Raw genomic sequence first — 25,811 nt, forward strand, 5'->3', positions numbered from 1 at the left:
CAGAACACCTGAGTTGCTCCATGCAATCCAGATCAGAAAGTGATCCCGGTCACATCTCAAATCCAGCGCCACCGGGCGGCCCCCGCCGCCCGCAGCTCCGGCAGCACCGCCATCACCTCACCGGACTCGGACACCTCGAACCCGTAGATCGCCCGGTACGCCAGCCCGTCCCGCAACCGCTCCAACTCGAGCTCCTGCTGCGAAGCCGGCGGCGCCGAGTACGGACCGCGATCCAGCGCCCGGATCTGCACCTGACAACTGCGCTGCATCGCCTCGTACGCCGCCGGCAACGTCGGCCCGTCCTCGACCAACTCAACCTGACTCCCATCCAGCACCGGCCCCCCGCAACTCAGCCCCTCACCGGCGTGTCAGCTGACAGTCAGAATCTTGTTCACACTGAACGCCTGCGCATGATCCGCATCCCCCGGGAACCAGACCCGATACGCAATCTGCCCCCGCACCGCCGGCTTGATCCCGAACGCATACTTCCCCGAAGCGCTCAGCTTCACCGAAGCAACCGACTTCCACACCTTGCTCCCGTACTGCTGCAGATACACGGTCTGCCCAGCATGGGCCGGCGCAACATACCCGCTGAACGCACTCGCTTGCCCAAGCTTGATAGAAGCCGGCGCCAACGCCGCCGAAACCGTCGGCGCAACGTTAACCGTGATGTCCGCGGTCCGCGTCCCCATCAGCTCACCGTTCCCCGGGAACGTCATCATGTACACCGACGAGAGACCAGGCTTGGCCGGCACCGCGACTGTCCCGCCCACACTCGTCTTCGGCGTCGCGAGCAGGGTGAACTTCGACGAGGTCTTCGGTCGCACGTACACGTTGACCGGAAGCCCGTAGTACGCCTTGTTGTCGATTCGCAACAGGCTTCCGCGCAGCGTGATGGTCCCGCCATTGGTGATCAGCGTCGACGTCGTGCTGATCCCCGTCTTCATCCCCAGCAGCCGTTTCACGTTCGGCAGGCTGTACTTCCCGGAGCGGTCCCGCGCCCAGACGGCGTAGGTGTAGGTGACGCCCTGCGCAAGACCGGTGTCCTTCACGGCGTTCCCCGTACCCGCGTAGACGAGCGTGCCGGTGGTCGGCGTCGGGACGGTGCTCCCCGTGTTCCGCCGTACTACAACCTGGCCCAGGTCGGTCGTGGGGTGGATGGTCCACGACAGGTTCGCGGCCAGGTACGCGCCCAAGGCGTCGAACGGCGCCACCTCCGGCGGCGCAGTGTCCTCCGTACGGAAGGTACTGGTGAACGGCGCCATCGATGTACCGTCGGCCTCCTGCACACCGCTGACCTGAATCCGGTACGGCGTGTTGTCGAGCAGCGTCGCGGGAGTCGACGGGGTTGCGGGGGACGGTGGCCAGTCCGGGCTGAGCACCGCCTGGCCGGTCGCCGCGTCGTAGGTGACAGTGGCGGGGGCCGGCGCGCCCGTCTGGCCGTTGAGCAGCCGGACCGTTGTCGCGGTGACGCTGTCGGCAAGAACCGGACGAGCAAACGTCACCGTCGGCTTGGCACTCACCGGCACATTCGACGCCTGCTCGGCCGGCTGTACGTCCATCACGGGGTACGCCACACCTGTCCGCGTGTCTGCGATGCCCTCAATGCTGGCGGTCAGCTTGTACGGACGCGTGTCTCGCGATCCGTTGTCGTTGCGCACGGCAATGAACGTGCCGCCGGACTGTGCGCTGACGTTGACCATCGCGAGCAGAGCAGTCGGCTGTGGGCAGCCGGTGAGCGGATCGATCTGGGTCGTCGGGTAGGGAGTCACTACATGCCCCAGCGGCTGCAGGTTCCGGTCATAGACATCAAGGCGCGGAGCGAAGTTCGACGAGTAGGCGCAGTCGAACATCGGCCCCGACAGGGCGACGCTGAGACTGCTCGGTGCCGTCGTATCGACCCGGTACCAGTCGACCTCGCCCTCCACACCGATCGTGCCGGTAACCGATGAAGGTGTCGCGGGGAAGGCGGTGGCCCTGACGGGTTGGTCGTTGCCATCGGGCGCGGTCACCGGGAAGTCGGTGGTCCAGTGGCCCCCGAGCGCAGAGTTGGCATCCAGGATGCCCGCACCGAAGTACGGGTCGATGCCGCGCTGTCCCGCGTCTCGCGCAGTCGACTTCAGCCGCGCCATCACCTGCGCCGGGGTGTACGACGGCCACTTGTTCCGCACAAGTGCCGCCACACCAGCAACGATCGGGGACGAGAACGACGTACCCGACAGGCCCATCACGTACGGGTCGTAGCCGGGCGGCGTCTTGGATCGCAGTGCCGTACTGGTGATGTTGAAGCCTGGCGCGGCGATGTCGACGGTGTTGCCGTACGTGCTGAAGTCGGTCAGCGCCCCGTACCAGTTGGTGGCACCAACGGACAGCACCTCGTCGTACGCACCCGGGTACTGCGGCGCCGAAGCGCCCGTGTTGCCCGCCGCGGCGACCAGCACCACACCCTTGGCCACTGCGTTCTGGATGGCGGTGTGCAGGATCGGGTTGTCACCGTCCCCTGCCAGGGACATGTTGATCACGCGGGCACCGTTCTTGACCGCCCAGTTGATCCCGTTGATGACGTTGGCGTCGCTGCCTTCGCCGTTGTCGTCGAGAACCTTCACCGGGCGCACCTTGGCGTTCCACGCCACACCAGAGATGCCGATCGAGTTCCCGGTCCCGGCCGCGATGATGCCGGTCACAGCCGTACCGTGCCCGTCGCCGTCAGTCGGCGCCGACGCGGTGTTGAACGTGTTGTAACCAGGAAGGAGATGACCCACCAGATCCGGATGCCCGGCGTCGACGCCGGTGTCCAGTACGGCGACGGTTTGCGTACCGGCCGACTTGCTGAGATCCCAGGCCTCGTTGAGCCGAACGGTGGGCAGGTACTTCTGGTAGTTCGTGTAGTACAGATCGCTCGGCGTGGCAGTCTTCCGCCGAATGTAGTTGAGCGAGGCCGCCGCGACCGCGGGATCAGCCTTCACCTTCTTCAACAACTCCGGAGCCGGCACGTCGCCAGTCACCGTGACGACGTCCGCGGTGATGGATGCCTTTGGCGTACCTTTGACCTTCGCCAACGCAGCCTTACGAGCCGACGAAGTCGCCTTCGCCTTGAACTGCACGATCACAGACTTCGCGTCGTACACAGGTTTGGTCGCTCCCCGTTCAACACGAGCGTTCGCCTTGAACGGGTGCGGTACAGCGGCAACGTCGGCACTGCCGGATGACCCGGTCACCGCCACCAAGGTAGCCGCCACCATGGCGGCCGGAAGGCCAAGGCGCAACAGTTGCGCAGGACGGACAGACAACAGAACTCCTAGTGGCTACTGAACCGTGAAGATGCGGGTCGCGTGGGCGTGGTAATTACTGCCTGGAAGGGCGGGCTCGATCTCGAGGACGTGTGTTCCACTCGACAGCCCGCTCGCAGTGAAGGGCGAGGTGCAGTTACCGAGGAACTCGCCGTCCAGGATGCACTGCGTCCATTCGCCGCTCAGCGCAGCTGTGTCGAACGGGATCGACACGTCCGGACCCATACCGGCCGGCGTGTCGCCGATGACGACGTTGTGGCCTTGCCACACGAAGTCGCCAAGACGCTCGGTCGTCGTGTTGTACAGCGGGACATCGAACCCGAGACCGCCACCGCCGAGGAAATCCGCCGCATTGAAGGACTCGAGGATGTCGCGTCCGTCACGCCTGACCAGAACAGCGAGCTGCCTGCCAACCGTGTCCCACTTGATCCCGGCAATGCTCGTCCCCTCTACGAAGCCGAGGTCCGCCACGGTTGCGGTTCCACCTTGGGGCGACAGGAAGGCCACCTGACCGACGGTCCCCGCCGGTACGAAGGCCAGCAGGTTCCCGGTCGGCGACAGCACCGCCTGCGTCGCCCCCTCGGAGCCCTCGATGGTCGCGATCCGCGCACCCTGTTCCACCGCCTCGACGCGCGTCAGCGGCGCCCCGGTGAGGCTTGTGTCGTTGACGATCAGGGAGTGGTTGTCGGCGTACCAGATCGGATGGTCCAGATTGCAGCCGACCGTGACCACGGAAGCGTCGGACAGCGTCAGGACGTCAACGCAGTTGGTCCCATCGCCGCCTGGCCTACTGAACGCGATCCGGGTGCCGTCCGGCGACCAGGCCGGGTGCGCAATGCCCGTCCCCGGACGAACGAGCGCGTCGACGCCGTCCCGCCGGGTCCACAGGCCATCGGCGAGCACGTACGCAAGGTCGATCCCGTTCGGCCCACTCGTCACCTCAGCACCATCACCCGCGGGAGCATTCGCGACGGGGACAACCTGCGTCCCCTTCGGTACAGCAATACTCCCGAGCACAGCCGTCCCACCGGACGACGGTGCGACAAATGCCGCGATCTGCTCGCCCGCCGGCATCGGCGTCACCGGGTTGCTCTCCAGACTGGGGTCGAACTCGTTGACGGCCCACATCGTGTACGACACCCGCCCGGACGTTGCGGTCCGCGGCTCGGTCCAGTGTGTCTGGTCCGGCGCCACGTTGAACGTGGTGTCGATCCCGTCGAGGTTCCGCCGGATCACGAACCCGACCGGCGTGGCGTTGCCCCACGAGCCGGGCGTCCACGAGAGGTCCACACCGCTGTAGGTCGCGACTGCCGTGATCCGTTGCGGCGTATCAGGGCGGCTGTACACGCTGGCGCTGAAGTAGACATGGTGCGTACCTCGCGACGTCCCGTCCAGAATCTCGACGCTCTGCCGGTAATCGCCAGCACTGGTCGCAGTAAGGCTCATGCCGACGTCGCAGCTGTCGCCAGGTCGGACCAGGCCGCACGGCGCGTTTCCGAGCTGCCAGCCGAAACCGCCCTTCAGCGGTTGAACCGACAACGTCAGGTCCGTCGTCCCTACGTTCGTCAGGGTTGCCTTGCGGCTCGGTCGCTGCGAAGCGGCGTAGACCTGGCCGAAGTCCACCCGAGGGGTGTCGACGACGACGGCCGAGTACGGGGCGGTGCTCTTCACCCGGATCTCGCCGTAGACCGACGGCGCACCGGCGCAGGATCCGGAGTACGTCGCGCTCATCGTCGCGATCCGAAGGTCCGCGGTGTAGGCGAGTTCGGTGACCTTCAGCGTTCCTTCGAGGCTGCAGTCGGAGCCGTTCTGACGAACGACGAACGGTTGTCCGCTCGCGCCCAGAACGACCGTGCCGGGCCCGGTCAGAAGTCGCGGCAAGGTGAGCCGCACGTTTCCTGCTGACAGCGATCGCGACGAGTCGGACGGCGCGTCGGCGACCTGCGTGGACACCTCGTCGGCGAGCCAGGTCGGCGAACCCCCTGGGTCCGCGTCGACCGTCAGTACGTCGTTCGTCCCGAGGGCAGGATCAGTCGCCGGCCTGGTGCCAGTTGTCGCGGCGCTCGGCTCGCTCTCTCCGGCAGCACTCACGGCGACCACGCGGTAGGTTGCGCTCGCCCCGGCCTTGACGTGCGAGTCCACCCAACTGGTCGTACCAGCGGGAAGCATCTTCGACGCGTCGCTCCATGCACCGTTGGATCGCAGCGACTGGACCACATAGCCGTCGACGGTGCTTCCAGCTGCAGGCGTCCAGGCGACCCCAAGGCCACCGAGGACCGGGAAGGCCTGGACCGCGACAGGAGCCACCTGCACCAGCGATGCGGTGTGCGGGCCGTCGGACAACAGCGGCTGAGCGGCAGCCGGGACGGCCACCGCCAACGGTAAGGACAGGACAAGGGCAGACGTCAGCATCAGGCGGGCGCGACGCATCAACTCTCCAGGATTGGGCGGATCCGGCGCACCCCGAGCGACACCGGCGAAGGTCAGACTGATTTGTATCGTTCGAAGGTGTTCGAGGGCAACCCTGCTGCAGCTAGTTGCAAACAGCCGAAGGACCTATACCTGCCCGGACGTCTACGGGCCGCAGCTGAGGCAGGGCCAGGGTTGGCCGCAGCGGGTGCAGAGGCCTTCGGGGGTCGGGGGTGGTAGCCAGATGGTGGGGGTCGGCTTGGTGGGTGGTGTGGTGTCTTCCGGTGGAGTGGTGTCGCCGGCTGGGGTCAGGCGGGGTTGTTGGGTCCAGTGGAGTTGGGTGCGGGCGTCGGGGGCGTGAGTGGCCAGGAGGGCCTCGATGCCGGCGTCCCAGGTGGTGGTGCTGGGCCAGGGGCCGCGCCAGCGGAGGGTGGCTGCGCCGTCGGACCACTCCACGCCCTCGGCGAGGATCGCGGTGGGGTTGGTGTGGCGGACCAGACGGAAGAGGCGGGCCTGGGGCTGCAGCGGGTTCACCTCTTCAGAATTGCCCAGAACGCACTGCGGACAACAGGTGTTTGCTGTGGGCTGTGGGAACAGCCCACAGCCCACATGGCCTTGTTTTGCACGGTTTTTGTCGGCGAGGGCTTGTAGCTTTGCCGGCACGCACCACATGAGCTCGAAGCGCGAACGGGGTGATCAGGTGACCGAGACACCTTTTGGTCAACTGCTACGGCAGCACAGGCAGGCCGTCGGCCTGAGCCTGCGGCAACTGGCAGCGCAGGTCGGGTACGACCACAGCTACCTGTCGCAGGTGGAGCGCGGTCAACGGCCGGGCTCCGCGGAGTTGGCGCGGCTCTGCGACCGGGAGCTCGGCACGGACGGTCGGCTGACCGCGACGTTCGACCGGCAGCCCACACGCATGGCTCAGGTGCGTACCGAGCCCGACGCGTTGGAGTCGGCGTGGCGGGGCCTGGTGGGTGCTGCGGATGCCCAGCTGTTCAAGGACTTCCACACTGTTCCTCCGGCTTCGTTGCTACCGGCCCTCGTTCGGCAGCTGTCGGGCGCGGATCGGCCGGAGGCGGCTGAGCTGAGCGTGCTGATCGCGGAGACGCTGACACGGCTCGACGACCGCAGTACTGCGCGGCGCTGGTGGTGGGCCGCCCGGGCAACGGCGGACGGTGTCGGTAGCGGAGCCGTCGCGCGTGCGAGAGAGGTGATGAGCGGGCTGGCCGAGCGACGACCGTTGCCAGAGCTGCAGGAGCTGGCAGAGGAAGCGGTTGGTCTCGATCAGCAGAGCTACCTGCCGCGGGCAGCACGCGCATTGGTCCTGGCTGAGCTCGGACAGGCCGAGGAGGCCCACCGCGCCCTGCAGGAGTTGATCGGCATCGGCGACGAGCTCGCTCCGACGTACCAGCTGCATTGGGTCGAGGGGCGCATCTGCACGCTGCTTGGGTACGGCGTCGCGGGCTGTGTACTGCTGGAGCGCGCCCGAGAGCTCTGCCCAGCGAGCTGGATCGGTGACCGCGCCAGACTCGAGCTGTGCCTCGCCGAGTGTCTCGTGGTGGCCGGAGAGTCCGCGGCCGGCCTGGCCACGGCTCTCCGCGTGCTGGTGGAGCTTCCGGACGAGTGGCGCGACGCTTTGGTGTACGACGCTGCCGACCGGGTGCTGCGCGTCGTACAGACAGAGCCTGGTGCAACCGAGCTACGGCGGCTGATGGCCGAAGTGTGGGCAGCAGGTCGAGGTGGAGGTGACGGCCGGAGTAGCGTGCGGTGAGTGACGGTTGAACAGCAGGCGACGGTAGTGACAGACGCATGGGACTTCGCGGTCGAGCTCCGGAGCGACCCGGCCAGTGCAGAGGCCAGGGCTGCCGTACTCGCGGACCCTGCGTTCGGTCAGTCCTTCACGGACCACATGGTGATCGCGAACTGGTCCGCGGACCGCGGCTGGCACGACTCGAAGGTCACGGCGTACGCACCGCTCAAGCTCAGCCCCGCGGCTGCCGTCTTCCACTACTCGCAGGAGATCATCGAGGGCCTCAAGGCGTACCGGCACGCGGACGGGTCGATCTGGGCGTTCCGCCCGGACCGGAACGCCGCGCGGTTCACTGCGAGCGCAGAGCGGCTCGCGCTGCCGCTGGTGCCTGAGGAGGAGTTCGTCGCGGCGCTGCGCGCACTGGTGACCGTTGACGAGGCCTGGGTGCCTTCGGCGGAGGACGGCGAGACCAGCCTGTACCTGCGGCCGTACATGATCGCCACCGAGGCCGCCCTGGCCGTGCGGCCCTCCAAGGAGGTGCTGTTCGGCGTCATCGCATCCCCCGCTGGTCCTTACTTCAACACCGGCCCCAAGCCGGTCTCGATCTGGCTGACCACCTCCACGATCCGTGCCACCCCAGGCGGTACGGGGGCTGCCAAGTGCGGCGGTAACTACGCCGCCAGCCTGGCCGGTCTGGCAGAGGCGGTAGCGAACGGCTGCGATCAGGTCGCGTTCGTCGACGCCACGGAGCACAAGTGGCTCGAGGAGATGGGCAGCATGAACATGTTCTTCGTGTACGCCGACGGCCGGATCGCCACGCCGGAGCTGTCCGGCTCGCTCCTCGCCGGCGTCACCCGCGCCTCCGTCCTCGAACTCGCCGCGGACCTCGGCCACCCGGTCGAGGAACGCCGCATCGCCGCCGACGAGTGGAAGGACGGCGTCCGCTCCGGCGAGATCACCGAGGTCTTCGCCTCCGGCACCGCCGCCGTCATCACCCCCATCGGCCGCCTCGCCTGGCCGGACGGCGACCTCACCATCGGCGACCACTCGGTCGACCACGGCGTCGGCCCCGTCACCGCCAAGCTCCGCACCACCCTCCTCGACCTCCAGTACGGCCGCACCCCCGACACCCGCGGCTGGCTCACCCGCCTGGTCTGATGCCGTTTTCCCCGGCGGCCGTTAGGTTGGGGACATGGCAGGGAACACAAAGTCTCCGGCGGTCGAGCTGGAGGTCGGTGAGCGGACGGTCCGGGTGTCGAACCCGGACCGCGTGTACTTTCCTGCGCGGGGGGAGACCAAGCTCGACCTGGTGAAGTACTACCTGTCGGTCGGAGACGGCATCGTTAACGCGCTGCGGGAGCGGCCTTGCATGCTGCATCGGTTTCCGGAGGGGGTTTCGGGCGAGAAGGTGCATCAGAAGCGGCTGCCGCACGGTGCGCCGCCGTGGATGGAGACCGTTCGGGTGAAGTTCCCGCGGTACAACCGGACCGCTGACGAGCTCTGTGTCACCGAGATCGCGCACGTCGCGTGGGCTGTTCAGATGTCGACCGTCGAGTTCCACCCGTGGAACTCGCGGCGTGCCGACACCGAGAAGCCCGACGAGTGGCGGATCGACCTCGACCCGATGCCCGACTGCCCGTTCGACCGGGTGCGGCGGGTCGCCCACACCGTGCACGAAGTACTCGACGAGCTCGGCGCGGTCGGCTACCCGAAGACGTCAGGCGGCAGCGGTATCCACGTCTACGTCCGGGTCGAGCCGGAGTACGGATTCACCGACGTACGGCGGGCCGCGCTCGCCTTCGCGCGGGAGGTGGAACGACGCGCGCCCGAAGACGTGACGACCACCTGGTGGCGCAAGGACCGGGACCCTCGATTGGTCTTCGTCGACTTCAATCAGAACGCCCGCGACCACACGATCGCCGCGGCGTACTCGGTCCGCGGCAACCCCGAGGGCACCGTGTCGACCCCGATCCACTGGGACGAGGTCGACGCCGTGAACCCGAAGGACTTCACGATCGCGACCGTCCCCCAGCGGTACGCCGAACTCGGCGACCTGCACGCCACGATCGACGACAACGTCTACTCACTCGACACCCTTATCGAGTGGGCCGACCGCGACGAACGCGAAGGCGCCGAGGCGCCACCCGAGGACTGACCGCGGCCCAGGGGTCGAACTCGCTTAGGATCCCCAGGTGCAGACCTTGGACTCAGCCACGGCCTATCGGCGTGCCGTCGGGTTGGCGACGCGGGGGCGGCGGCAGATCCTGGGGATCACCGGAGCGCCGGCGGCGGGCAAGTCGACGTACGCCGAGCAGCTCACCGCGCAACTCACCGCCGACGGTCACCGGGTCGCGCTCGTTCCGATGGACGGGTACCACCTCGCGCAGTCGGTGTTGGAGGAACTGGGACTCGGCGACGTCAAGGGTGCACCGCACACATTCGACGGTTTCGGCTTCGTCGCCCTGCTGCGACGGCTGAAGGAGAGCCCGGACGAACAGATCTGGGCGCCTCGGTTCGACCGCCGCATCGAGGACTCGATCGCCGCGAGCATCGGCGTCGCGCCCGAGGTCACGCTGGTACTGACCGAGGGCAATTACCTGCTGTTCGACGAGGCGCCCTGGTCGGCGGTACGGACGCTGCTCGACGAGTGCTGGTACGTCGAAGTACCCGAGGACGTACGCCACGAACGACTCGAGGCCAGGCACCGCGCGTACGGCCGATCACCCGAGGAAGCACACGAACGAACCTTCGGCTCGGACGAACGCAACGCGCACCTGATCGCGGCCACCGCACCGGCGGCCGATGCGATCATCCAACCCGCTCGATGAACGCGGCCACCCCGTTCTGGTCTGCTCCTGTTCTAGATCGTTCTGGTGACTTCGCTGTACCGACGACGCACCGGCAGGTGATCGGCGGACACGCACCGAATCGACCGAGCGTGACCCCTTGGTCGGGTTAACGTCAAAGTCCCCCCCAACGTGTGGTGGTCCCATCCCCCCGGGACACACACGGACAAGCGCCCCGATCATCGATCGGGGCGCTCTGTTTTCCCCGCCCCCCGCCCCGGAGCGGAGCGGAGGGGCGGGTTTCTTTTCTTTCACGCTGGTGTCGAATCCGGCTCTCCTGGTTCGACGTATCAGTAAGAGCGACCAAAGGAGAGGGTCAGAATGAACACCACCGCCGACACCCGGAACATGATCGTCACCATGCTCGCCGAGGGCAGCCCGGTCTGGTACGTGGCCGGAATGGTCAACATGCGCAGCCACGACGTGTACGTGATCGGCCGCGAGGCCGGCTACCCCGACAAGGCCAAACTGCGCCGAGCCGTCTGGGCCGCCCGGAACCGGATCCCGCAAGCCGCCTGACCTCGTCGCTCAGGTCGCTCGAACCGCTGCTGCCCCTTCGCCGGGGAGCAGCGGTTTCGTCATGTTTAGGGTGGGCGCGTGGACGATGTCAGCGTTGTGGACTATCACACGGCCGGCGAGCCGTTCCGGATCGTGACGTCGGTGGAGATCCCGGGTGCTTCGGTGGCGGACCGCCGGGTCGCGGCGCAGTCGTCCCCGGATGTCGACGCCGTACGGCGGTTGCTCGTGAACGAGCCGCGCGGTCACGCCGACATGTACGGCGGGTTCGTCGTACCGGGTGACGACGACGGCGCTGACTTCGGCGTGGTGTTCTGGCACAAGGACGGGTACTCCACCGCGTGCGGGCACGGGACGATCGCGCTCGCGACCTGGGCCGTCGCCACCGGTCTGGTCTCGCCGGGCGACGTGGTGATCGATGTGCCGTCCGGGCGGGTCACTGCGCACGTCTCCGACGACGGCGTTGCCTTCCGCAACGTTCCGTCGTACGTGCTGCGCAGGGACGTGCCGGTGTCGACGTCCCGTGGTGAGGTGCTGGCGGATATCAGCTACGGCGGCGCGTTCTACGCATCGGTGCCGGCGTCGTCGGTCGGTCTCTCGGTGACGCCCACGTCGTACGCGGACCTGATCGCGATCGGCCGCGAGATCAAGTGGGCGCTCGACCCGATCGCCGTACACCCGACCGACCCGCGGCTGAGCGGGCTGTACGGCACGATCCTGTACGACGACCTCGGCTCCTGGGCGGAAGGCCCGTACCAGCGCAACCTCGCGGTCTTCGCCGACGGTGAGGCTGACCGTTCACCGTGCGGCTCCGGTACGTCGGCCCGTCTGGCGCTGCTGCACGACGAGGGCCGGCTCGGCCCGGGACAGACGCTCCGCCACGACTCCATCGTCGGTACGACCTTCCGCGGCAGGGTCGTCGCGGAGACGTCCGAGGGTGTGATCACCGAGGTCCACGGCAACGCGTACCGCACCGGGACCGCGACCTTCACCCTCGATCCGCGCGACGAGCTGGGCACCGGGTTCGTACTGCGCTGATCTCAGATTGCGACTGCCCTTGCGGTGGGTGATCGCTAGGTTGATCCTCATGATCTTCATCACCGCGAAGTTCCGTGTGAAGCCCGAGCACGCCGACGACTGGCCGTCCATCACCGCCGACTTCACGTCCGCGACCCGCGCGGAGCCGGGCTGCCTGTGGTTCGACTGGTCCCGCTCGCTCGACGACGCTCACGAGTACGTGCTGGTCGAGGCGTTCACCGACGACGAGGCAGCCACCCACCACGTCACGTCCGACCACTTCAAGGCCGCCCAGCAGCACCTGCCGCCGCACTTGGTCGAGACACCCCGCATCGTCAACTTCAAGCTCCCGCAGAACGACTGGTCCGAACTCGGAGAACTCGCCGTCAAGCGACCCGGCTGACAACCCAGCCGGAACGCATATCTCAGTGGAGGGTGTAACCGCCGTCGATCACGACCACTGAGCCGGTCATGAAGCTGGAGGCGTCGGAGGCGAGGTACACGACCGTCGGCGCGATTTCCTCGGGCGCGGCGTACCGCTGCATAGGGGCGTCGTCGATCCAGCGGGCCTTGAACTGTGGCTCGTCGACCGGCGCCATCTCGGTCTTCACGTAGCCGGGGGCAACCGCGTTCACCCGGATGTTCAACGGCGCCCACTCCGCGGCCAGCGACTTGGTGAGCTGGTGCACCGCCGCCTTGGACGCGTTGTACGCCGGTTGCCACTGCGGTCGGTTCACGATCTGCGCCGAGATCGATCCCACGTTGACGATCGAGCCGCCACCCACCGTGGTGAAGTGACGGGCCGCTTCCTGACTGAGCTTCCACAGACCGTCGACATTCGTCGCGAACACCGCGTCCCACTCGTCATCCGGTACGTCGAGCGCGGGCCGGTGAACACAGGCACCGGCGTTGTTCACCAGAATGTCGAACCGACCGGTCGCCTCCAGCGCCGCCTTGATGGCGGCCCGCCCCGACGTCCGATCGTTCACGTCAAGACCGACACCAACGACGGTCCGTCCGGTCGCACCGGCGAGCTTCTCAGCCGCGTGCTTCGACGCGGCCGCATCGCGCGCGCCGATCACCACGTCCGCCCCGGCCTCGGCCAACCCGGTCGCAAACGCGAGCCCAAGCCCCCGATACCCACCGGTCACCAACGCCGTACGCCCACCCAACCAGAACTTGTCCAAGATGCCCATCGCACCATTGTCACGGGTTACCGCTGGTGCCTGCGACGGCCTCGGCAAACGACCCCGACGCCCCCGGCACAGTCCCACTCGCCGCTTGCGACATCGCCCACCCCCAACCGGCAGGATACGAGGGTCACTCGTAGTGATGCCAGGACACGCGGGCCTTGTGGGCAGGGGGCCGACGTTGACAGGCGAGCACTCCGGCAGGTCAGTCAGAATCAGCAACGCGACCGCTAGACCGTAGCCGTCCCGATCTGGCATGAATGACGAAGGCCCTCTGACCAGTGTTTCCTCTGGTCAGAGGGCCTTCCCAAGTAGTCCTCGGTCAACTCAACCTCAACGCCAGTTCTCGCTCCCAGCGCCTACCGATCGATCGCTGGAATCCGTTCGTTCTGCCGGTAAACGACGAATCACGCAGTACGCCGAACTCTTCAACCTCCAAGCCTCGGCCTATCAATAAGGCAACCAAACCCGCAGGTTTGTCACTGGGGGAAGGTCGGCTCGCTGGTCGGTCGACGACGGGGGACGAGCCGTCGGACCGTCCGTTCGGAGGATGGATGGTCCGGCGGCTCGGTTTTGCGTCTGGAGGTGCCGTCAGTCGGCGAGGGTGGTGTCCACGTTGACGCTGCTCACGCTGACCGTGTACAGGTTCCAGTAACGGACGCCGTCATGCGCCTTGATCTTGAAGTAGTACGAGCCGGCCGGCAGCCCGGACTCAGTGCCCGTGCTGGTGCCGCCGTTGAAGCACTTGGTGAAGGTCTTCTCGCTGTAGCCGTCGTCGGGCCAGTTGTTGATGTCCTCGAAGATCTCGATCCCGACGCTGATGTTCTGGCGGGTGTTGCCGCAGCCCTTGAAGTTGACCTCGGTGTACGACTCGTCGGCCCAGCGGCGCGACTCGTAGTCGATGTCGACGCGGGACAGGGAGCCGCTCCAGTTGGCGAGCGCCGGCTGGGCGAAGAGAAACGGCAGGGCGGTGGCGGCGACCGCGACGGTGGCCGCGCGGCGGAACTTTCTGGGGGACAGCACGAAAATGCACTCCTGTCGTGGGCGGGAACAGTGCAATGTGCCGAATCAGTCGGCGAGGGTGGTGTCGACCGAGACGGACGAGACGCTCACCCAGTCGATGCGCGACTGATAGGTCCCGTCAATCGAGGTGATCTTGAAGTAGTACGCTCCGGGCGACAACCCGGACTCGGTTCCCGTGCTGGTGCCGCCGTTGAAGCACTTGGTGAAGATCTTCTCGCCGTGGCCGTCGTCGGGCCAGTTGTTGATGTCCTGGAAGATCTCGATGCCGACGGACTCGTTCACTTCCGACTTGCAGCCCTTGAAGTTGACCTCGGTGTACGACTCGTCGGCCCAGCGGCGCGACTCGAAGCCGATGTCGGCACCGTAGATGTAACTGCTCCAGTTGGCCCAGGCGGAGGGTGCGAGCAGAATCGTCAGCGCCGTGGCGCCGGCGGCAACGGCCGCGATCTTGTGTTTACCGCGAATCAATGGCATGGGCAATTCTCCTGTGGCGGGACGGGAACTAACGGGATGTTGATCTTGCGCCCCTTCCCGCAGTCCGCCCAGTCTTGCCCAGCTATCGCCCAAATCTTGCTCAGATAATCACCCAAAATCTTGCTCTGCTGTCACCTAAAATCTTGCTCAGCTAATCACCCGAATCCATTCCACCGCCCAACAAGGGAGTACCACTGTGCCGTCCCGCCCCAAGCTCCGTCGCGCGGCCACCTTCGCGATCGCCGCCACCGCGTTCCCGTTCTTCTTCGCCCAGTCGGCGCTCGCCAACTGGAGCAGCTACATCATCAACGGCGACATCGGCTTCGAGTCGCGCCGCTGGGCCGACGAGTCGTACACCGAGGTCAACTTCAAGGGCTGCAACGACACACTTCGCGACGAGAGCGTCACGATCGAGATCTACGAGGACATCAACAACTGGCCCGACTACGGCTACGGCGAGAAGACCTTCACCAAGTGCTTCAACGGCGGCACCAGCACGGGCACTGAGTCCGGGCTACCGGCCGGCGCGTACTACTTTGAGATCAGGGCGATCGACGGCACCAGGGACGGAGGCGTGTTCAAGGTCGACGTGAGCAGCGTCAACGTGGACACCACCCTCGCCGACTGACGCGCCGAGCCGCACCCGGAGACCCGTACCCATGAAGACCATCTCGCGGCTCCGCGCGAGCAGCGCGCTGTGGGCGGCGCCGCTCGCCCTCGGCCTGCCGCTCTACTACTACCTCGGCCCTGGCATGCCGCCGAACGGCAACCACGGCTACGCCCCCACCCTTACTTCCTACCCCCTCGCCTTCGCCTACCCCTTCGCGTACGCGGTCGCCTCCGCCCTGGCCGCCTGGGAGAGCGGACGGCTGCGCCGCGAGGGGGTGTGGACCCTCGCTCCGGCGCGGTCCCGCTACCGGGTCGCGATGCACGCGCTGGCTCCCGTGGTCGGACTCGCCTGGCTGATGATGATCGTTCCGGTTGCCACGTCGCTGGCCGTCGCGGGTGTCTGGCCCACCCTTGCGAGCCTCGCCCCACTGCCGGTCGGCATGGCGGTGTGCTGCGCGCACGCCGCCCTTGGGTTCAGCGTCGGGCTGCGGCTGCCCCGGGTCGTCGTCGCGCCGCTGCTCGCCGCCGGGGTATGGGTACTGGTCGCGTTCTCCCGCGCCACCACGCCGTTCTGGCTGCGGCATATCTCCGGTCAGCCCGCCGAACGGCTGATGTTCGGCGAGGAGTTCACGTTCCGCGGGCTGATCCCGCACGTGCTGTTCACCGGGGCGGTTGCGGCCGGCGTTGCTCTGCTCTGGCTTCCCGTCCGCACCCTCGCACTGCGGGTGGCCGTCGTCGTCACCGCTGGCGCCGTCGCGCTCTCCGGCACCATCGGCGGGTACCTGATGGTCCGCGACTGGGGCCACAACCCGCCGCTGGCCACCGGCCGTGCCCCCATGACCTGCGCTGGAACCGGCCCGAAGGTGTGTGTGCCGAGCGTTGTGGACGACGAGTTGCCGGCGGTCCGCGCGGACGTCCTGGCCGTCCTCGCCGACCTGCGTGCCGCAGGCGTCGACGAACACCCCGAGCTGGTCACCGACAGCATCAACGAGGGCCGCTTCATACAGCACTCCACCGGGGAGGTCTGGCACGCGCGTCTGACCCGCGGCCACGACGCCGGCACCCTGCGATACCTGCTCGTCGGCGCGGTCGTCCGCTACGACTGCGACCGCGTCGACCTCGCCACCGCCCGCGCGCTCAACCTCTGGACCGCCACCGTCGTCGGCGAAGACGAGCGCTACCGCCGCGCGGTCAAGGCCGAGTCTTACCCCTTCGAGGGGCAGGCTCAGGTCGAGACCGAGGTCGCGGAGGTCCTCAAACAGCCGAAGGACCGTCAGGCCGCCTGGTTCCACCAGACCCTGGCCGACGCGTGCGGTGCCCGGTGAGGTGGTGGGTGCAGGCCCGCCGCGCGCACACTGTGCTCCCCGCCGCGCTGCTCTTGTTCACCGTGCTCCTCGTGGTGGTGCAGAACGGCACTGCGGCGTTGCCGTCCGCGTTCACCGGCACCCAGCAAGTGGCGCTGCTGCTGTTCGTGCCCGTGCCGGTGCTGTCAGCACTGATGCTGTGTCTGGAGTCGCGGCTCGCCGCCCAGGAGGCGACGGGCATCCGGCCGGTGCGGTCCCTGGACGCCGCCCTGGCCGTCACCACCTTGGCCGCCTGCGCGGTCCTCGCCCTGGCCGTTGGCACGCTCATCGGCTCGATCGGCCTGTCCGGGGCGGGTGCGGTGGTCCGCAACACCGCCTTCCTGACCGGCCTGATGCTCGCCGTGCGGGCTGTCGCCGGCCAGACCGCGATCATGGCGCCGGTGGGCTGGTTGCTGACCGTGATGTTCGTCGGGTTCCGGGCCGGCAACGACCCCTATCCGTGGACCATCCTGCCCGAGCCGACCAGCGCCCCGCACGCCGCGCTCGCCGCCGCCCTCATGCTCGCCGCCGGGCTCACTGCCCTGCTGCTCACTCCACCGAACCCCCGAACGGCGGAAGCCAGATGACACTGCGTCTGCACGACTGCACCTACACCTACCGGCCCTGGCGGCCGCCGGTCCTGCGCGACTTCGACTATGAGCTGCCCGACGGGCTCACCGTGCTACTCGGCCCCAACGGCGCGGGAAAGTCCACGCTGCTCCGGCTGGCCGCGTCGGTCACCCGGCCGCGCCGCGGCACGGTCGATCTGGACGGGCTGACCGCCGGGACCGCCGGCTACCGGCGGGCGGTGGCCTGGATGCCACAGACCGTCTTCCCGATGACCGGGCTGACCGCGCGCGACTATGTCTCCTACGTCGGCTGGCTGAAGGGCATGAACCGGCGCGACGCGTGGGACCGCGCCGAGCAGGCCCTCGCCCGGGTCGAGCTCACCGACCGGGCTGGGACGAAGACGAGCGAGCTGTCCGGCGGGCAGCTGCGCCGGGTCGGGGTGGCTGCCGCGCTGGTCCACGACGCGCGTGTCCTGCTGCTCGACGAGCCGACCGCCGGTATGGACCCGCGGCAGCGCCGGATCTTCCGCGACCTGCTGGCGGAAGTCACCGGCGACGTGCGGGTGCTGCTGTCCACCCACGACGTCGCCGACCTCGCCGAGGAAGCCGACCACGTCACCGTCCTGAACCGGGGCCGGATCGTGCACAGCGGGTCGACGGACTCCTTCCTCGCGCACACCCCTGTCGGCGTCGCCACAGGACGCGCCGCCGAAGCGGCGTACAGCGCGCTCCTGGAAGGGACGGTCGCAGTCAGCGGCTAAGAACACGACCTTATCTGCCGCGAAAAACGAAGGCCCGGACCTAATGGTCCGGGCCTTCTTCCGTAGCGGGGGCAGGATTTGAACCTGCGACCTCTGGGTCCGGATGGCGTGGCATCCACTCGCCCTGGTCAGACCGATGTCTCACCTGGTCTTAGGGCAGCTTGATCACCACTGCGGATCACTGCTCTTGACCAGAGATTCCTGTTGTAGACCGTAGTCTTGACCGTAGATTCCGTATCGACGCGCGGCGCACTCGATAGGCCGCCGTCACCGCCCTGATGTCGGTATAGCTGACCTCGTACCGTCTCGGACAGTTCGGCTCGTGATCGCCTCGATCTCGTTATATAATCACTCATATGCCGAGAGGAGCCATCATGGCAATGACCAGCGTTGACCTGGACCCCGAGCTGATCGAGCGCGCCCGGGCGCTCACCGGCGAGCGGTCGAACCGTGCCGTCCTCGATCTCGCGTTGCGCCGTCTCATCGCCTCGAAGCAGAAGGGCGCGATGATCGACGGCATCGCGGCGCTGCCTGACCTCGAGGCCGAGCTCGGCGCGCCGGTGACCCCTCCCCCTCCGGCCGCACCCCGGGCCTCGTGACCGACTACCTGGTCGACAACTCCGTCTGGGCCAGACTGGCATCCGGCGACACCGGCATCACCGCGCGGCTGCGGCGCATCGAGCGCGCACCGGCCGATCTCTTCGTCACCTGCCCACCGCAGGTGCTCGAGTTCTGCCACAGCGCCCGGACACCCGAGGAACACGCACGCCACCGACAGCAGATCTCCCTCGGATTCCCATTGGAGCACGCACCCGACGAGTCACTGGTGCTCGACATCCAAAGCGCCCTGTGGAACTCCGGCCTCGTCCGCGCAGCGGGCTCACTCGACATCCTCATCGCCGGCTACGCCATCGCGAACGACGCAACCGTACTGACCGCAGACCACGACTTCGACCACATCGCGAAAGTAAGTGAACTGCAGCACGAGTACATCGCACCGTCGTCATGAATAGCGCGTTGCCAACAGCGAGCGCGACTCCTGAACGCCTGACCTCGGGAAGGAGAGGGAGCGTGCGCAACACGCTCGGGGTCGCCACGATCGGCGCACCACGCCCGACGGCTCAATCGAAAGCTCCAGCATCTCCCGCACCCGCCCAAGGCGCGGCAGGTGCCGTTCTCGGCCACGTCCGTGACCAGAGGCCGCCAAGGGAGTCTTAGGCACCTACAACACCCTTGCGGTGATCACCTACCTCCCCCCTCGATCGACGCAGATACAGAGTGGAGTCGCCGGCTCGTCGCGCGGCTACTGTGATGATCGGACTGCCTCCGGACGCGATGATGGTCGCCGCGAGGCTCATCACGTCGCCGTACGACGGCAACAGCTCCGTGACCGTCCCGGGGCTGCAATCCGCTGGGGCGACGACGTCGCTGCCTGCCTCGGGCACTGCCATCAACATCCGCTGGGCACCCGGCCAGGCCCCCGAAGACGCCTACTCGTCCCTCAACCGGCATCTCGACGGCGCAGCTCCGTTCGGCGCGGTCCTGCAATTCGACGACGTACGTCTTGGCCGCTCGTGGCGCTCGCGACCGCGTGGTACTGGTGGATGATGCCAAACCGGCTCCATGATCGTGGCGGCTCGACGCCCAGGTCGCGAAGCGCATCCGCGTAGTGTTCGATATTGCGGAGTTTGACGGACTCGTAGCCTCGGACGAGGTCGGGGAGTTCGGCCAGTTGCACTGCGCGGTCGTACGACGTGGGGTTCAGGTCGGCGGCCAGTTCGGTCATCAGTGCGCGGTAGTGGTCCCGCAAGCCGCGCTCGAGTTTGCGGAGGTGGGCGTAGCCGAAGAGGTCGGCGCGGGTGCCGCGTAGCGACTTCAGCCGTGCGAGGACACGCAGGGTGCCGTGGGATTTAGGGCCGAAGGAGATCTTCTTCTTGCGGCCCAGCGCACGCAGTACGGGCGGGTGCAGCTTGAAGGAGACCACGCCACCGGGGAACGACTCGCCGGTGGAGTCGAGGAACGCCGGGTCGGTGAGCAGGCGGGCGACCTCGTACTCGTCCTTGTACGCCGTCAGCTTGAACAGGTTGCGCGCAACGGCTTCGCTGAACCGGGTCTTGGGAGTCACGGCTCGCTCAGCGGCGACGATCCGCGCGACGAAATCGACGTACAAGTCCGCGAGCTCGACGTTCTGATAGGCGACCAGATCGGTGGCGCGCTGGGCGACGAGGCGCAGTACCTCGCCCTCCAGGCCGGCGGCCGCGACCGAAGCCGGTACGGCGCGGCGCACCGCCGGGGCCGGCGTCGTACCGGCGGCGCGGAAGGCGGCTGGGTCGGTGACTGCCACGCGTCCCCAGGTGAACGCGGCGATGTTCGCGGCGGCCGCGGTGCCGTTGATCGTGATGGCTTCCTCGATGGCCGCGGCGGGGAGCCGGAGGGCGCCGGTCTGGTACGCGGCGCCGACGAGCAGGAAGTTCGCGGCGATCGTGTCCCCGAAGATCCGGTCCGCGGCCTCCAGCGCGTCGAAGTCGAACAGCTCCACGCTCGCGGTCCGGACCCGCTCCAGCAGGCCGGCCTCGGCAGGGTGCTGGACGGCCGGGTCGTACACCATCGCGCCGGTCGCCGTCCGGCTGGTCGACACCACAGTCCGGGTCGCGGCACCGTTGCCGTAGGCAAGGTTTCGGTCCTCGGCGAGGGTCAGCAGGTCGAAGCCGAGGAAGCAGTCCGCGGACCCGGGAGTCAGCCGGTTGGCCGGCTCGAGCTCGCCGTCGGCGAACCGCAGATGGCCGGTCACCGGTCCCGCCTTCTGGCTCAGCCCGGTCTGGTCGAGCGACTCGACGGCGTACCCGGCACGAAGCGCGGCGGTCGCGAGCACCTGGTTGACGGTGACGATGCCGGTCCCGCCGATGCCGGCCAGGAAGACGTTCTGAGTACCGGTGACCCGCTCCTCGGCACTGCTCGGCGCGACCGCCGGCGGAGCGGGGAACGCAGCCTTGCGACGAGGCGCGGTACGACGGGACGCCGTCTCCACGACTACGAACGACGGGCAGTCGCCGTCGAGGCAGCTGTAGTCGCTGTTGCAGGAGGTCTGCTCGATGCGGGTCTTGCGACCGTACTCGGTCTCGACCGGCTGCACCGACAGGCAGTTGCTTTTCACACCGCAGTCGCCGCAGCCCTCGCAGACCGCCTCGTTGATGACGACGCGCTGCGTACGGGCGGGCAGGCTGCCGCGCTTGCGCTGACGCCGGGCGTCGGCGGCGCAGTGCTGGTCGTAGATCAGCACCGTCACCCCGGGGATGTCCCGCAGCATCCGCTGTGCCTCGTCGAGACGGTCGCGACTCCAGAGCGGAGTGCCGGGCGCGAGGTCGCGGCGACGGTAGCGTTCCGGCTCGTCGGCGCAGACGATGATCTTGCGCACGCCTTCGACGTACAGCTTGTGGGTCAGCTGCGGCACGGTGAGCGCGCCCTCGGCGTCCTGGGCGCCGGTCATGGCGACGACGTCGTTGTAGAGCACCTTGTACGTGATGTTGACGCCGGCGGCGATACAGGCCTGTACGGCGAGCTGCCCGGAGTGGAAGAACGTGCCGTCGCCGACGTTCTGGAAGATATGGCCGGCGTCGGTGAACCACGCCTGGCCGATCCACTGAGCGCCCTCACCGCCCATCTGCGTGACTCCAGTGACGGCGCTGTCCTGCCGGTCGGAGATCGTGACCATCGCGTGGCAGCCGATCCCGCCGCCGCCCATCGACCCCTCGGGCAGCGCGGTGGAGCGGTTGTGCGGACAGCCGCTGCAGAAGTACGCCGAGCGGCTCGTGGAGAGCAACGGGAGTTGGCTCCGCCGCGGCGGGGGCGGCGTGATCGCGACCAGGTCCTGCAGCAGGTACCGCAGTGGCGCGAGCAACCGGCCCGACGTGAGCTCGCCGTCGGCGGGAATCAGCAGCCGGCCACTGGAGTCGCGCTTGCCGACGATCTGCGGCGCGTCCGGCGTACCGTACAGAATCTCCCGGATCTGGGTCTCGACGAACGCTGTCTTGTCCTCGACCACGACGATCCGGTCCAGGCCCTCGGCGAACGACCGAATCGTCCCGGGCGCGACCGGGCTCATCAGGCCGAGCCGCAACACCCGGATGCCCGCCTGCGCGAGCGCCTCGTCGGTGACACCGAGATCGGTCATCGCCTGCCGCATCGAGTCGTAGCAGCTGCCCGCGGCAACGAATCCGACCCGCGCGCCGGCCGGGTCGACGTCGACCACGTCGAGGCCGTTCTCGACGCCGTACGCGCGAACCAGCTCGGTCCGGGGCCCGACCAGATCCGCCTCGGCCCGCACGATCGCGTCCGGCCGGACGACCATCGGGCGCTGCTCGTACGTGTACGGCCTGCCCTCCCACTCGATCGCTGGCGTGACCGGCAGGACCTCCCCCGCGGCGGCGTCTACCGTCCACGCACCGTCGGCGACGTCCGCGACGATCTTCAGCGCGACGACGCACCCCGTCACCCGCGACATCTCGATCGCGTGCAGACCGAGCGTCACGATCTCGGCCGCGTTGCGCGGGAACAGGACCGGGATCCCCAGTGCGGCCAGGGACCGCTCGCTCACCGCCGGTACGGTCGACGACTTCGACGCGGGGTCGTCGCCGACCAGCAGAACGGCGCCGCCGCGCGGGTTCACGCCGTACATGTTGGCGTGCCGCAGCGCGTCGGTCGCGCGGTCCACACCAGGACCCTTGCCGTACCAGAAACCGGTGACGCCGTCATGGGTGGCGCTGCCCAGCGGCAACTCGATCTGGCTGCCCCACACCGAGGTCGCGGCGAGCTCCTCGTTCAACCCGGGCACGAAACGGATGTCGTTCTCGTCGAGCACGTCCTTCAGGCCCGCGAGCAGCCGGTCCAGTCCGCCGAGCGGACTCCCCTGGTAACCGGAGACGAAGGACGCCGTCCGCATCCCGCGGCGCCGGTCGAGCGCGCGATGCTCGACCAGCAGCCGAGCGATCGCCTGGACGCCGGTCAGCAGCGTCGGCGGACCGGACGGCCGGAACCGGTCGTTCAGGTCGTACGGCGGCGCGGCAGCGAGCCGCTCCGCGGTGACCTCGACAGGGATTCCGGCAGGGCTCTCGGCGGGGGCGATGGCAGTCATCGGCTCTCCAAGGTGTCCGCGGCAGTTCTCCCGAGCGTGCGGGCTGGGTGCGCCGGGTCACAAGAACTGTCGTCGAGTTTGGCGACGATCCGCAATCGTCACCTGCTGAAGGCCTGGCCGGGCGCAACAAATCCTGGGTCCGGCGTAGAGTTCGTTGCGTGCCCGAACAAGCCAGCCTGGACGACACCGACCGCGCGATCCTGGACCTGCTCCGCGACAACGCCCGTCGCCCGCTCCGTGAGATCGCGACCGCGGTCGGCCTCACGGTCGCGCCGGTCCAGCGCCGGATCACCCGGCTGGAGAAGCTCGGCGTCATCGAGCGCTACACCGTCACGATCAACCACGGCCGGATCGCCGGCGGCATCGAGGCGATGACCGAACTCCACTTCGCCGACGACCTCGACCTCGCCCAGATCATGGAATTCGTCGCCCAGGTCCCCGAGGTCAAGGAAGTCCTCACCCTCGCCGGCGACCCCGACGCACTCGTACGCATCCAGGTCGAGGGCGTCGAGGACCTGCGCCGGGTCGTCAGCCTGCTCCGTTCCGGCGAGGCTGTTGCCAGCACGAAAACGCTCGTCGTGCTCGAGCAGTGGACCCGCCGCGGATGACCGGGCCGGGCAGAGGTTCAGCCCAACAGCGATGACTGGCCTCGCATGCGGTCGCGGGCAGACTCGGTGGCTGCCATGACAGCAGCGCGGATCCCGCGAGGTTCCAGTTCGCGCAACCCGGCCGCGGCCGGACCGCCGGGAGACGTCACCTGCTCGCGGAGCATCCCAGCGTGCGTACCTGTCTCACGCAACCGCACAGCCGTCGCCGCGACGGTCTGGACGACGAGGTCTGCCGCGACCGGGCGGGCGAGGCCGAGGTAGACACCGGCGTCGATCATCAATTCCACCAGTAAGCACAGATAGGCCGGCCCTGCATCGGCGAGGGCAGCGACGATGTTCAGCTGACTTTCGGACATTCGCAGAACCCGCTCGCTGACGCGAACAGCAGGTCGACTCGCGCGAGATCAGACGTATTGCAGCACGAGCCGGTGGCGACCGCGGCAAGGCGGACACCTCCCCGGTGTCGACGAACTCAGGACCGCTCTCGCCACCGCAATCCCTGCGGGCACGTGGCTCTCGATGGAGTCGATCGTGACATCAGGAGACACAGAGACCACCAGCTGACCTGGCCGCAGCACCGGGTCGAGCTCGGTGAGCAGATCCACGACGTTGGACGCGTCGGCGAGGAGCACAATCACCTCGGCGTCGCCGGCCGCGTCCGGGCTCAAGCCGACCATGATGTCGTACCGCTCCGAAATCTCACGCGCCCGCGCGGGCCGGTCGTCGCTCAGCATCAGAGCGTCGAGATGCCGGGTCGCGTCCAGCAGCGCGACCACGGGCGCCTCGCCCAGTCCCCGACGACGAGAATCGCGGCCCACACCGTGGGGATACCGATCGCTACCTCCCCTGGAAACCATGGCGAGAAGATCGACGTGACTGATCGTAGTGGCCCCTCCCTGCAGGGCATTCGGTCGATCGCACGAGGGATTGACATCACTTCCGGCCTGCAGCACCAGGCGTCCGGACCCGGAGGAGGACCATCATGCGAAGGTCGTAGCCATCCACGAATGGGGGTTCCCTTGCCCGCGAACGCACCTATTGCATCTGCATCCTCGACTCCGGATGACGACCTGCTCGAGGCCCTGGACGCAGAGCGCGAGCGATTGGGCATCCCAGGCGCCATCGTCCAGGTCAGTAACCCGTCGTACAGCTGGACCCGTGCGTTCGGCGTGTCCGATCTGGCCACCAACAGGAGGCTCACCGCGGGTAGCCGCATGCGGATCGGCAGCCTCACGAAGACGATCGTGTCGCTGATCGTCCTCCGCCTGGTCGACGCTGGGCACCTTGCCCTTGACGATGAGATCCAGGTCCATCTGCCAGCGCTGCAGGTCCCGGCCGGAGTCACCGTTCGCCGTCTCCTCAACATGACCTCTGGCCTGCCCGACTACACCTCGGAAGAGTTCGTCGCCGGTTTGCTCACCGAGCCGAACCGGCTCTGGACTCCCGATGAGCTGATCGAGGTCGCCCTGCGGAACCCGCAGGAGTTCGAGCCCGGCACGTCCTGGGCGTACTGCAACGCGGGCTACATCGTGCTGGGGATGCTCATCGAGCACGTCACCGGCGCACGAGTCGAGGACGTCGCGCACCGACTGGTCTTCGACCCATTCGGCATGCGGCAGACCGAGCTCCCGCCGCTGACGCTCGGCGCGACGGCCCTGCCGGATCCTCGGCTCCGTGGCTACCACCGCCGGGACGGCGAACTCGTCGACGCGACGTGCATCAACCCGTCCTGGGCATGGACGGCCGGGAACGCGGTCTCCACCGTGGGCGACCTGCGACTGCTCATCGAGGCATCGGTGCGCGGCGACCTCCTCCAGCAGCAGACCCACCGCGAGCGCATGCGAACCAGCCCCGTGCCCGACAGCACCATCGCCTACGGCCTCGGCATCGCGAACTTCGACGGCCTGTGGGGCCACAACGGCGAACTCCCCGGATTCCAGGCGTTTGCCGGCCACGACCCGACCACCGCAACAACGATCGTCGTCCTCACCAACCTCGACGACGACTCCGCAGATCTCCTAGCCGGCTTCCTGCGCAGCAAGCTCGCGATCGCCCCCGCGAACACCCCCACCCCCACCTGAAGAAGGGGCTCCGGGCTACGAGCGGTTCGCGGACGCGTGGAACTGTGACGCCGGGCGCGTGGCGGTGTCGAACGAAGCCGCAGCGCCGCCCCGCCCTGCGACGAGGTCAGCATCGGCCACGTCGACCGCGGCGCCTGCACCTTCAGTTGGCGGGCGAGCGCGGCCCCGATGTGCCCGGCGCCCTGAACCCA

Annotated in this window: 25 protein-coding genes; 15 read left to right on the forward strand and 10 right to left on the reverse strand. The window is 67.9% G+C overall.

Going from position 1 to position 25,811, the window contains the following annotated elements; all coding sequences use genetic code 11:
- Window positions 1-56: 56 nt before the first annotated feature.
- From ACZ5BU_RS01220 to ACZ5BU_RS01235, 4 genes are all read right to left on the reverse strand, one after another.
- A complete protein-coding gene (locus ACZ5BU_RS01220) occupies window positions 57-311 on the reverse strand; it encodes a hypothetical protein (protein WP_465694602.1) in 255 nt (84 codons plus the stop codon).
- Between the two features lie 57 nt (window positions 312-368).
- On the reverse strand, window positions 369-3,218 hold the full coding sequence (locus ACZ5BU_RS01225; RefSeq protein ID WP_465694603.1) for a S8 family serine peptidase: 2,850 nt from the start codon (window positions 3,216-3,218) through the stop codon (window positions 369-371).
- An 87-nt stretch (window positions 3,219-3,305) separates the two neighbouring features.
- Window positions 3,306-5,720 carry an Ig-like domain-containing protein gene (locus ACZ5BU_RS01230; protein WP_465694605.1) on the reverse strand — a complete coding sequence of 805 codons (2,415 nt, stop codon included), beginning with the start codon at window positions 5,718-5,720 and terminating at the stop codon, window positions 3,306-3,308.
- Window positions 5,721-5,864: 144 nt separating this feature from the next.
- Window positions 5,865-6,233, reverse strand: coding sequence for a hypothetical protein (locus ACZ5BU_RS01235; RefSeq protein WP_465694606.1), 369 nt, complete (start codon window positions 6,231-6,233; stop codon window positions 5,865-5,867).
- A 166-nt stretch (window positions 6,234-6,399) separates the two neighbouring features.
- On the opposite strand from ACZ5BU_RS01235, the gene ACZ5BU_RS01240 reads away from it, so the two are divergent.
- The 7 genes from ACZ5BU_RS01240 to ACZ5BU_RS01270 all read left to right on the forward strand — a co-directional run bounded on the left by ACZ5BU_RS01240 (window position 6,400) and on the right by ACZ5BU_RS01270 (window position 12,234).
- Window positions 6,400-7,473, forward strand: a complete 1,074-nt coding sequence (locus tag ACZ5BU_RS01240) for a helix-turn-helix domain-containing protein (RefSeq protein ID WP_465694607.1) — start codon at window positions 6,400-6,402, stop codon at window positions 7,471-7,473.
- Window positions 7,474-8,610 (forward strand): branched-chain amino acid aminotransferase, encoded by a 1,137-nt coding sequence (locus ACZ5BU_RS01245; protein ID WP_465694608.1) that lies wholly within the window; start codon window positions 7,474-7,476, stop codon window positions 8,608-8,610. It begins immediately after the preceding gene.
- 34 nt (window positions 8,611-8,644) lie between these two features.
- Complete coding sequence (ligD, locus tag ACZ5BU_RS01250) at window positions 8,645-9,607, forward strand: non-homologous end-joining DNA ligase (protein ID WP_465694610.1); 963 nt, start codon at window positions 8,645-8,647, stop codon at window positions 9,605-9,607.
- A gap of 37 nt (window positions 9,608-9,644) precedes the next feature.
- Window positions 9,645-10,280, forward strand: a complete 636-nt coding sequence (locus ACZ5BU_RS01255) for a nucleoside/nucleotide kinase family protein (protein ID WP_465694611.1) — start codon at window positions 9,645-9,647, stop codon at window positions 10,278-10,280.
- Window positions 10,281-10,619: 339 nt separating this feature from the next.
- The gene (locus tag ACZ5BU_RS01260; protein ID WP_465694612.1) at window positions 10,620-10,817 is read left to right on the forward strand and encodes a hypothetical protein; all 198 of its coding nucleotides are present in this window, start codon (window positions 10,620-10,622) and stop codon (window positions 10,815-10,817) included.
- Between the two features lie 78 nt (window positions 10,818-10,895).
- Window positions 10,896-11,852, forward strand: a complete 957-nt coding sequence (locus ACZ5BU_RS01265; RefSeq protein WP_465694614.1) for a proline racemase family protein — start codon at window positions 10,896-10,898, stop codon at window positions 11,850-11,852.
- 49 nt (window positions 11,853-11,901) lie between these two features.
- Window positions 11,902-12,234 (forward strand): putative quinol monooxygenase, encoded by a 333-nt coding sequence (locus ACZ5BU_RS01270; RefSeq protein ID WP_465694615.1) that lies wholly within the window; start codon window positions 11,902-11,904, stop codon window positions 12,232-12,234.
- A gap of 22 nt (window positions 12,235-12,256) precedes the next feature.
- Here the strand turns inward: ACZ5BU_RS01270 and ACZ5BU_RS01275 are convergent, their stop codons facing one another.
- The 3 genes from ACZ5BU_RS01275 to ACZ5BU_RS01285 all read right to left on the reverse strand — a co-directional run bounded on the left by ACZ5BU_RS01275 (window position 12,257) and on the right by ACZ5BU_RS01285 (window position 14,518).
- Window positions 12,257-13,027, reverse strand: a complete 771-nt coding sequence (locus tag ACZ5BU_RS01275; protein ID WP_465694616.1) for an SDR family NAD(P)-dependent oxidoreductase — start codon at window positions 13,025-13,027, stop codon at window positions 12,257-12,259.
- A gap of 585 nt (window positions 13,028-13,612) precedes the next feature.
- A complete protein-coding gene (locus ACZ5BU_RS01280) occupies window positions 13,613-14,044 on the reverse strand; it encodes a hypothetical protein (protein ID WP_465694618.1) in 432 nt (143 codons plus the stop codon).
- A 45-nt stretch (window positions 14,045-14,089) separates the two neighbouring features.
- Complete coding sequence (locus tag ACZ5BU_RS01285; protein ID WP_465694619.1) at window positions 14,090-14,518, reverse strand: hypothetical protein; 429 nt, start codon at window positions 14,516-14,518, stop codon at window positions 14,090-14,092.
- A gap of 196 nt (window positions 14,519-14,714) precedes the next feature.
- Here ACZ5BU_RS01285 and ACZ5BU_RS01290 point away from each other — a divergent pair, with 196 nt between their 5' ends.
- The 6 genes from ACZ5BU_RS01290 (at window position 14,715) to ACZ5BU_RS01315 (ending at window position 18,809) form a co-directional block, all read left to right on the forward strand.
- Entirely contained in the window at window positions 14,715-15,146 is a 432-nt protein-coding gene (locus ACZ5BU_RS01290; protein ID WP_465694621.1) for a hypothetical protein, read from the forward strand.
- Window positions 15,147-15,177: 31 nt separating this feature from the next.
- Window positions 15,178-16,452, forward strand: a complete 1,275-nt coding sequence (locus ACZ5BU_RS01295) for a hypothetical protein (protein ID WP_465694622.1) — start codon at window positions 15,178-15,180, stop codon at window positions 16,450-16,452.
- A complete protein-coding gene (locus tag ACZ5BU_RS01300; RefSeq protein WP_465694623.1) occupies window positions 16,449-17,057 on the forward strand; it encodes a hypothetical protein in 609 nt (202 codons plus the stop codon). The genes ACZ5BU_RS01295 and ACZ5BU_RS01300 overlap by 4 nt, the downstream gene beginning before the upstream one ends.
- Window positions 17,054-17,800 carry an ATP-binding cassette domain-containing protein gene (locus ACZ5BU_RS01305; RefSeq protein WP_465694625.1) on the forward strand — a complete coding sequence of 249 codons (747 nt, stop codon included), beginning with the start codon at window positions 17,054-17,056 and terminating at the stop codon, window positions 17,798-17,800. The genes ACZ5BU_RS01300 and ACZ5BU_RS01305 overlap by 4 nt, the downstream gene beginning before the upstream one ends.
- 374 nt (window positions 17,801-18,174) lie before the next feature.
- Window positions 18,175-18,399 carry a type II toxin-antitoxin system VapB family antitoxin gene (locus ACZ5BU_RS01310; protein ID WP_465694626.1) on the forward strand — a complete coding sequence of 75 codons (225 nt, stop codon included), beginning with the start codon at window positions 18,175-18,177 and terminating at the stop codon, window positions 18,397-18,399.
- Entirely contained in the window at window positions 18,396-18,809 is a 414-nt protein-coding gene (locus ACZ5BU_RS01315; protein ID WP_465694628.1) for a PIN domain-containing protein, read from the forward strand. Before ACZ5BU_RS01310 ends, ACZ5BU_RS01315 begins: the two co-directional genes overlap by 4 nt.
- A gap of 492 nt (window positions 18,810-19,301) precedes the next feature.
- Here the strand turns inward: ACZ5BU_RS01315 and ACZ5BU_RS01320 are convergent, their stop codons facing one another.
- Window positions 19,302-22,931 carry an indolepyruvate ferredoxin oxidoreductase family protein gene (locus tag ACZ5BU_RS01320; RefSeq protein ID WP_465694629.1) on the reverse strand — a complete coding sequence of 1,210 codons (3,630 nt, stop codon included), beginning with the start codon at window positions 22,929-22,931 and terminating at the stop codon, window positions 19,302-19,304.
- Window positions 22,932-23,089: 158 nt separating this feature from the next.
- Between ACZ5BU_RS01320 and ACZ5BU_RS01325 the strand changes: the two genes are divergently transcribed.
- Window positions 23,090-23,539 (forward strand): Lrp/AsnC family transcriptional regulator, encoded by a 450-nt coding sequence (locus ACZ5BU_RS01325; protein ID WP_465694631.1) that lies wholly within the window; start codon window positions 23,090-23,092, stop codon window positions 23,537-23,539.
- 17 nt (window positions 23,540-23,556) lie between these two features.
- Here ACZ5BU_RS01325 and ACZ5BU_RS01330 read toward each other — a convergent pair whose 3' ends face one another.
- Complete coding sequence (locus ACZ5BU_RS01330; RefSeq protein WP_465694632.1) at window positions 23,557-23,895, reverse strand: pyrroline-5-carboxylate reductase dimerization domain-containing protein; 339 nt, start codon at window positions 23,893-23,895, stop codon at window positions 23,557-23,559.
- A 48-nt stretch (window positions 23,896-23,943) separates the two neighbouring features.
- Window positions 23,944-24,357 carry a pyrroline-5-carboxylate reductase family protein gene (locus ACZ5BU_RS01335; protein WP_465694633.1) on the reverse strand — a complete coding sequence of 138 codons (414 nt, stop codon included), beginning with the start codon at window positions 24,355-24,357 and terminating at the stop codon, window positions 23,944-23,946.
- Window positions 24,358-24,546: 189 nt separating this feature from the next.
- On the opposite strand from ACZ5BU_RS01335, the gene ACZ5BU_RS01340 reads away from it, so the two are divergent.
- Window positions 24,547-25,620 (forward strand): serine hydrolase domain-containing protein, encoded by a 1,074-nt coding sequence (locus ACZ5BU_RS01340; protein WP_465694635.1) that lies wholly within the window; start codon window positions 24,547-24,549, stop codon window positions 25,618-25,620.
- Window positions 25,621-25,811: the final 191 nt, after the last annotated feature.

The organism is Kribbella sp. NPDC031520 (assembly GCF_055580825.1).

Excerpts from the sequence above, each read along its gene's own strand:
- ACZ5BU_RS01230 (WP_465694605.1), bottom strand. The coding sequence starts at position 5,720 with ATGCGTCGCGCCCGCCTGATGCTGACGTCTGCCCTTGTCCTGTCCTTA.
- ligD (WP_465694610.1), top strand. The coding sequence starts at position 8,645 with ATGGCAGGGAACACAAAGTCTCCGGCGGTCGAGCTGGAGGTCGGTGAG.
- ACZ5BU_RS01260 (WP_465694612.1), top strand. The coding sequence starts at position 10,620 with ATGAACACCACCGCCGACACCCGGAACATGATCGTCACCATGCTCGCC.
- ACZ5BU_RS01270 (WP_465694615.1), top strand. The coding sequence starts at position 11,902 with ATGATCTTCATCACCGCGAAGTTCCGTGTGAAGCCCGAGCACGCCGAC.
- ACZ5BU_RS01275 (WP_465694616.1), bottom strand. The coding sequence starts at position 13,027 with ATGGGCATCTTGGACAAGTTCTGGTTGGGTGGGCGTACGGCGTTGGTG.
- ACZ5BU_RS01285 (WP_465694619.1), bottom strand. The coding sequence starts at position 14,518 with ATGCCATTGATTCGCGGTAAACACAAGATCGCGGCCGTTGCCGCCGGC.
- ACZ5BU_RS01295 (WP_465694622.1), top strand. The coding sequence starts at position 15,178 with ATGAAGACCATCTCGCGGCTCCGCGCGAGCAGCGCGCTGTGGGCGGCG.
- ACZ5BU_RS01305 (WP_465694625.1), top strand. The coding sequence starts at position 17,054 with ATGACACTGCGTCTGCACGACTGCACCTACACCTACCGGCCCTGGCGG.
- ACZ5BU_RS01310 (WP_465694626.1), top strand. The coding sequence starts at position 18,175 with ATGGCAATGACCAGCGTTGACCTGGACCCCGAGCTGATCGAGCGCGCC.
- ACZ5BU_RS01320 (WP_465694629.1), bottom strand. The coding sequence starts at position 22,931 with ATGACTGCCATCGCCCCCGCCGAGAGCCCTGCCGGAATCCCTGTCGAG.
- ACZ5BU_RS01330 (WP_465694632.1), bottom strand. The coding sequence starts at position 23,895 with ATGTCCGAAAGTCAGCTGAACATCGTCGCTGCCCTCGCCGATGCAGGG.
- ACZ5BU_RS01340 (WP_465694635.1), top strand. The coding sequence starts at position 24,547 with ATGGGGGTTCCCTTGCCCGCGAACGCACCTATTGCATCTGCATCCTCG.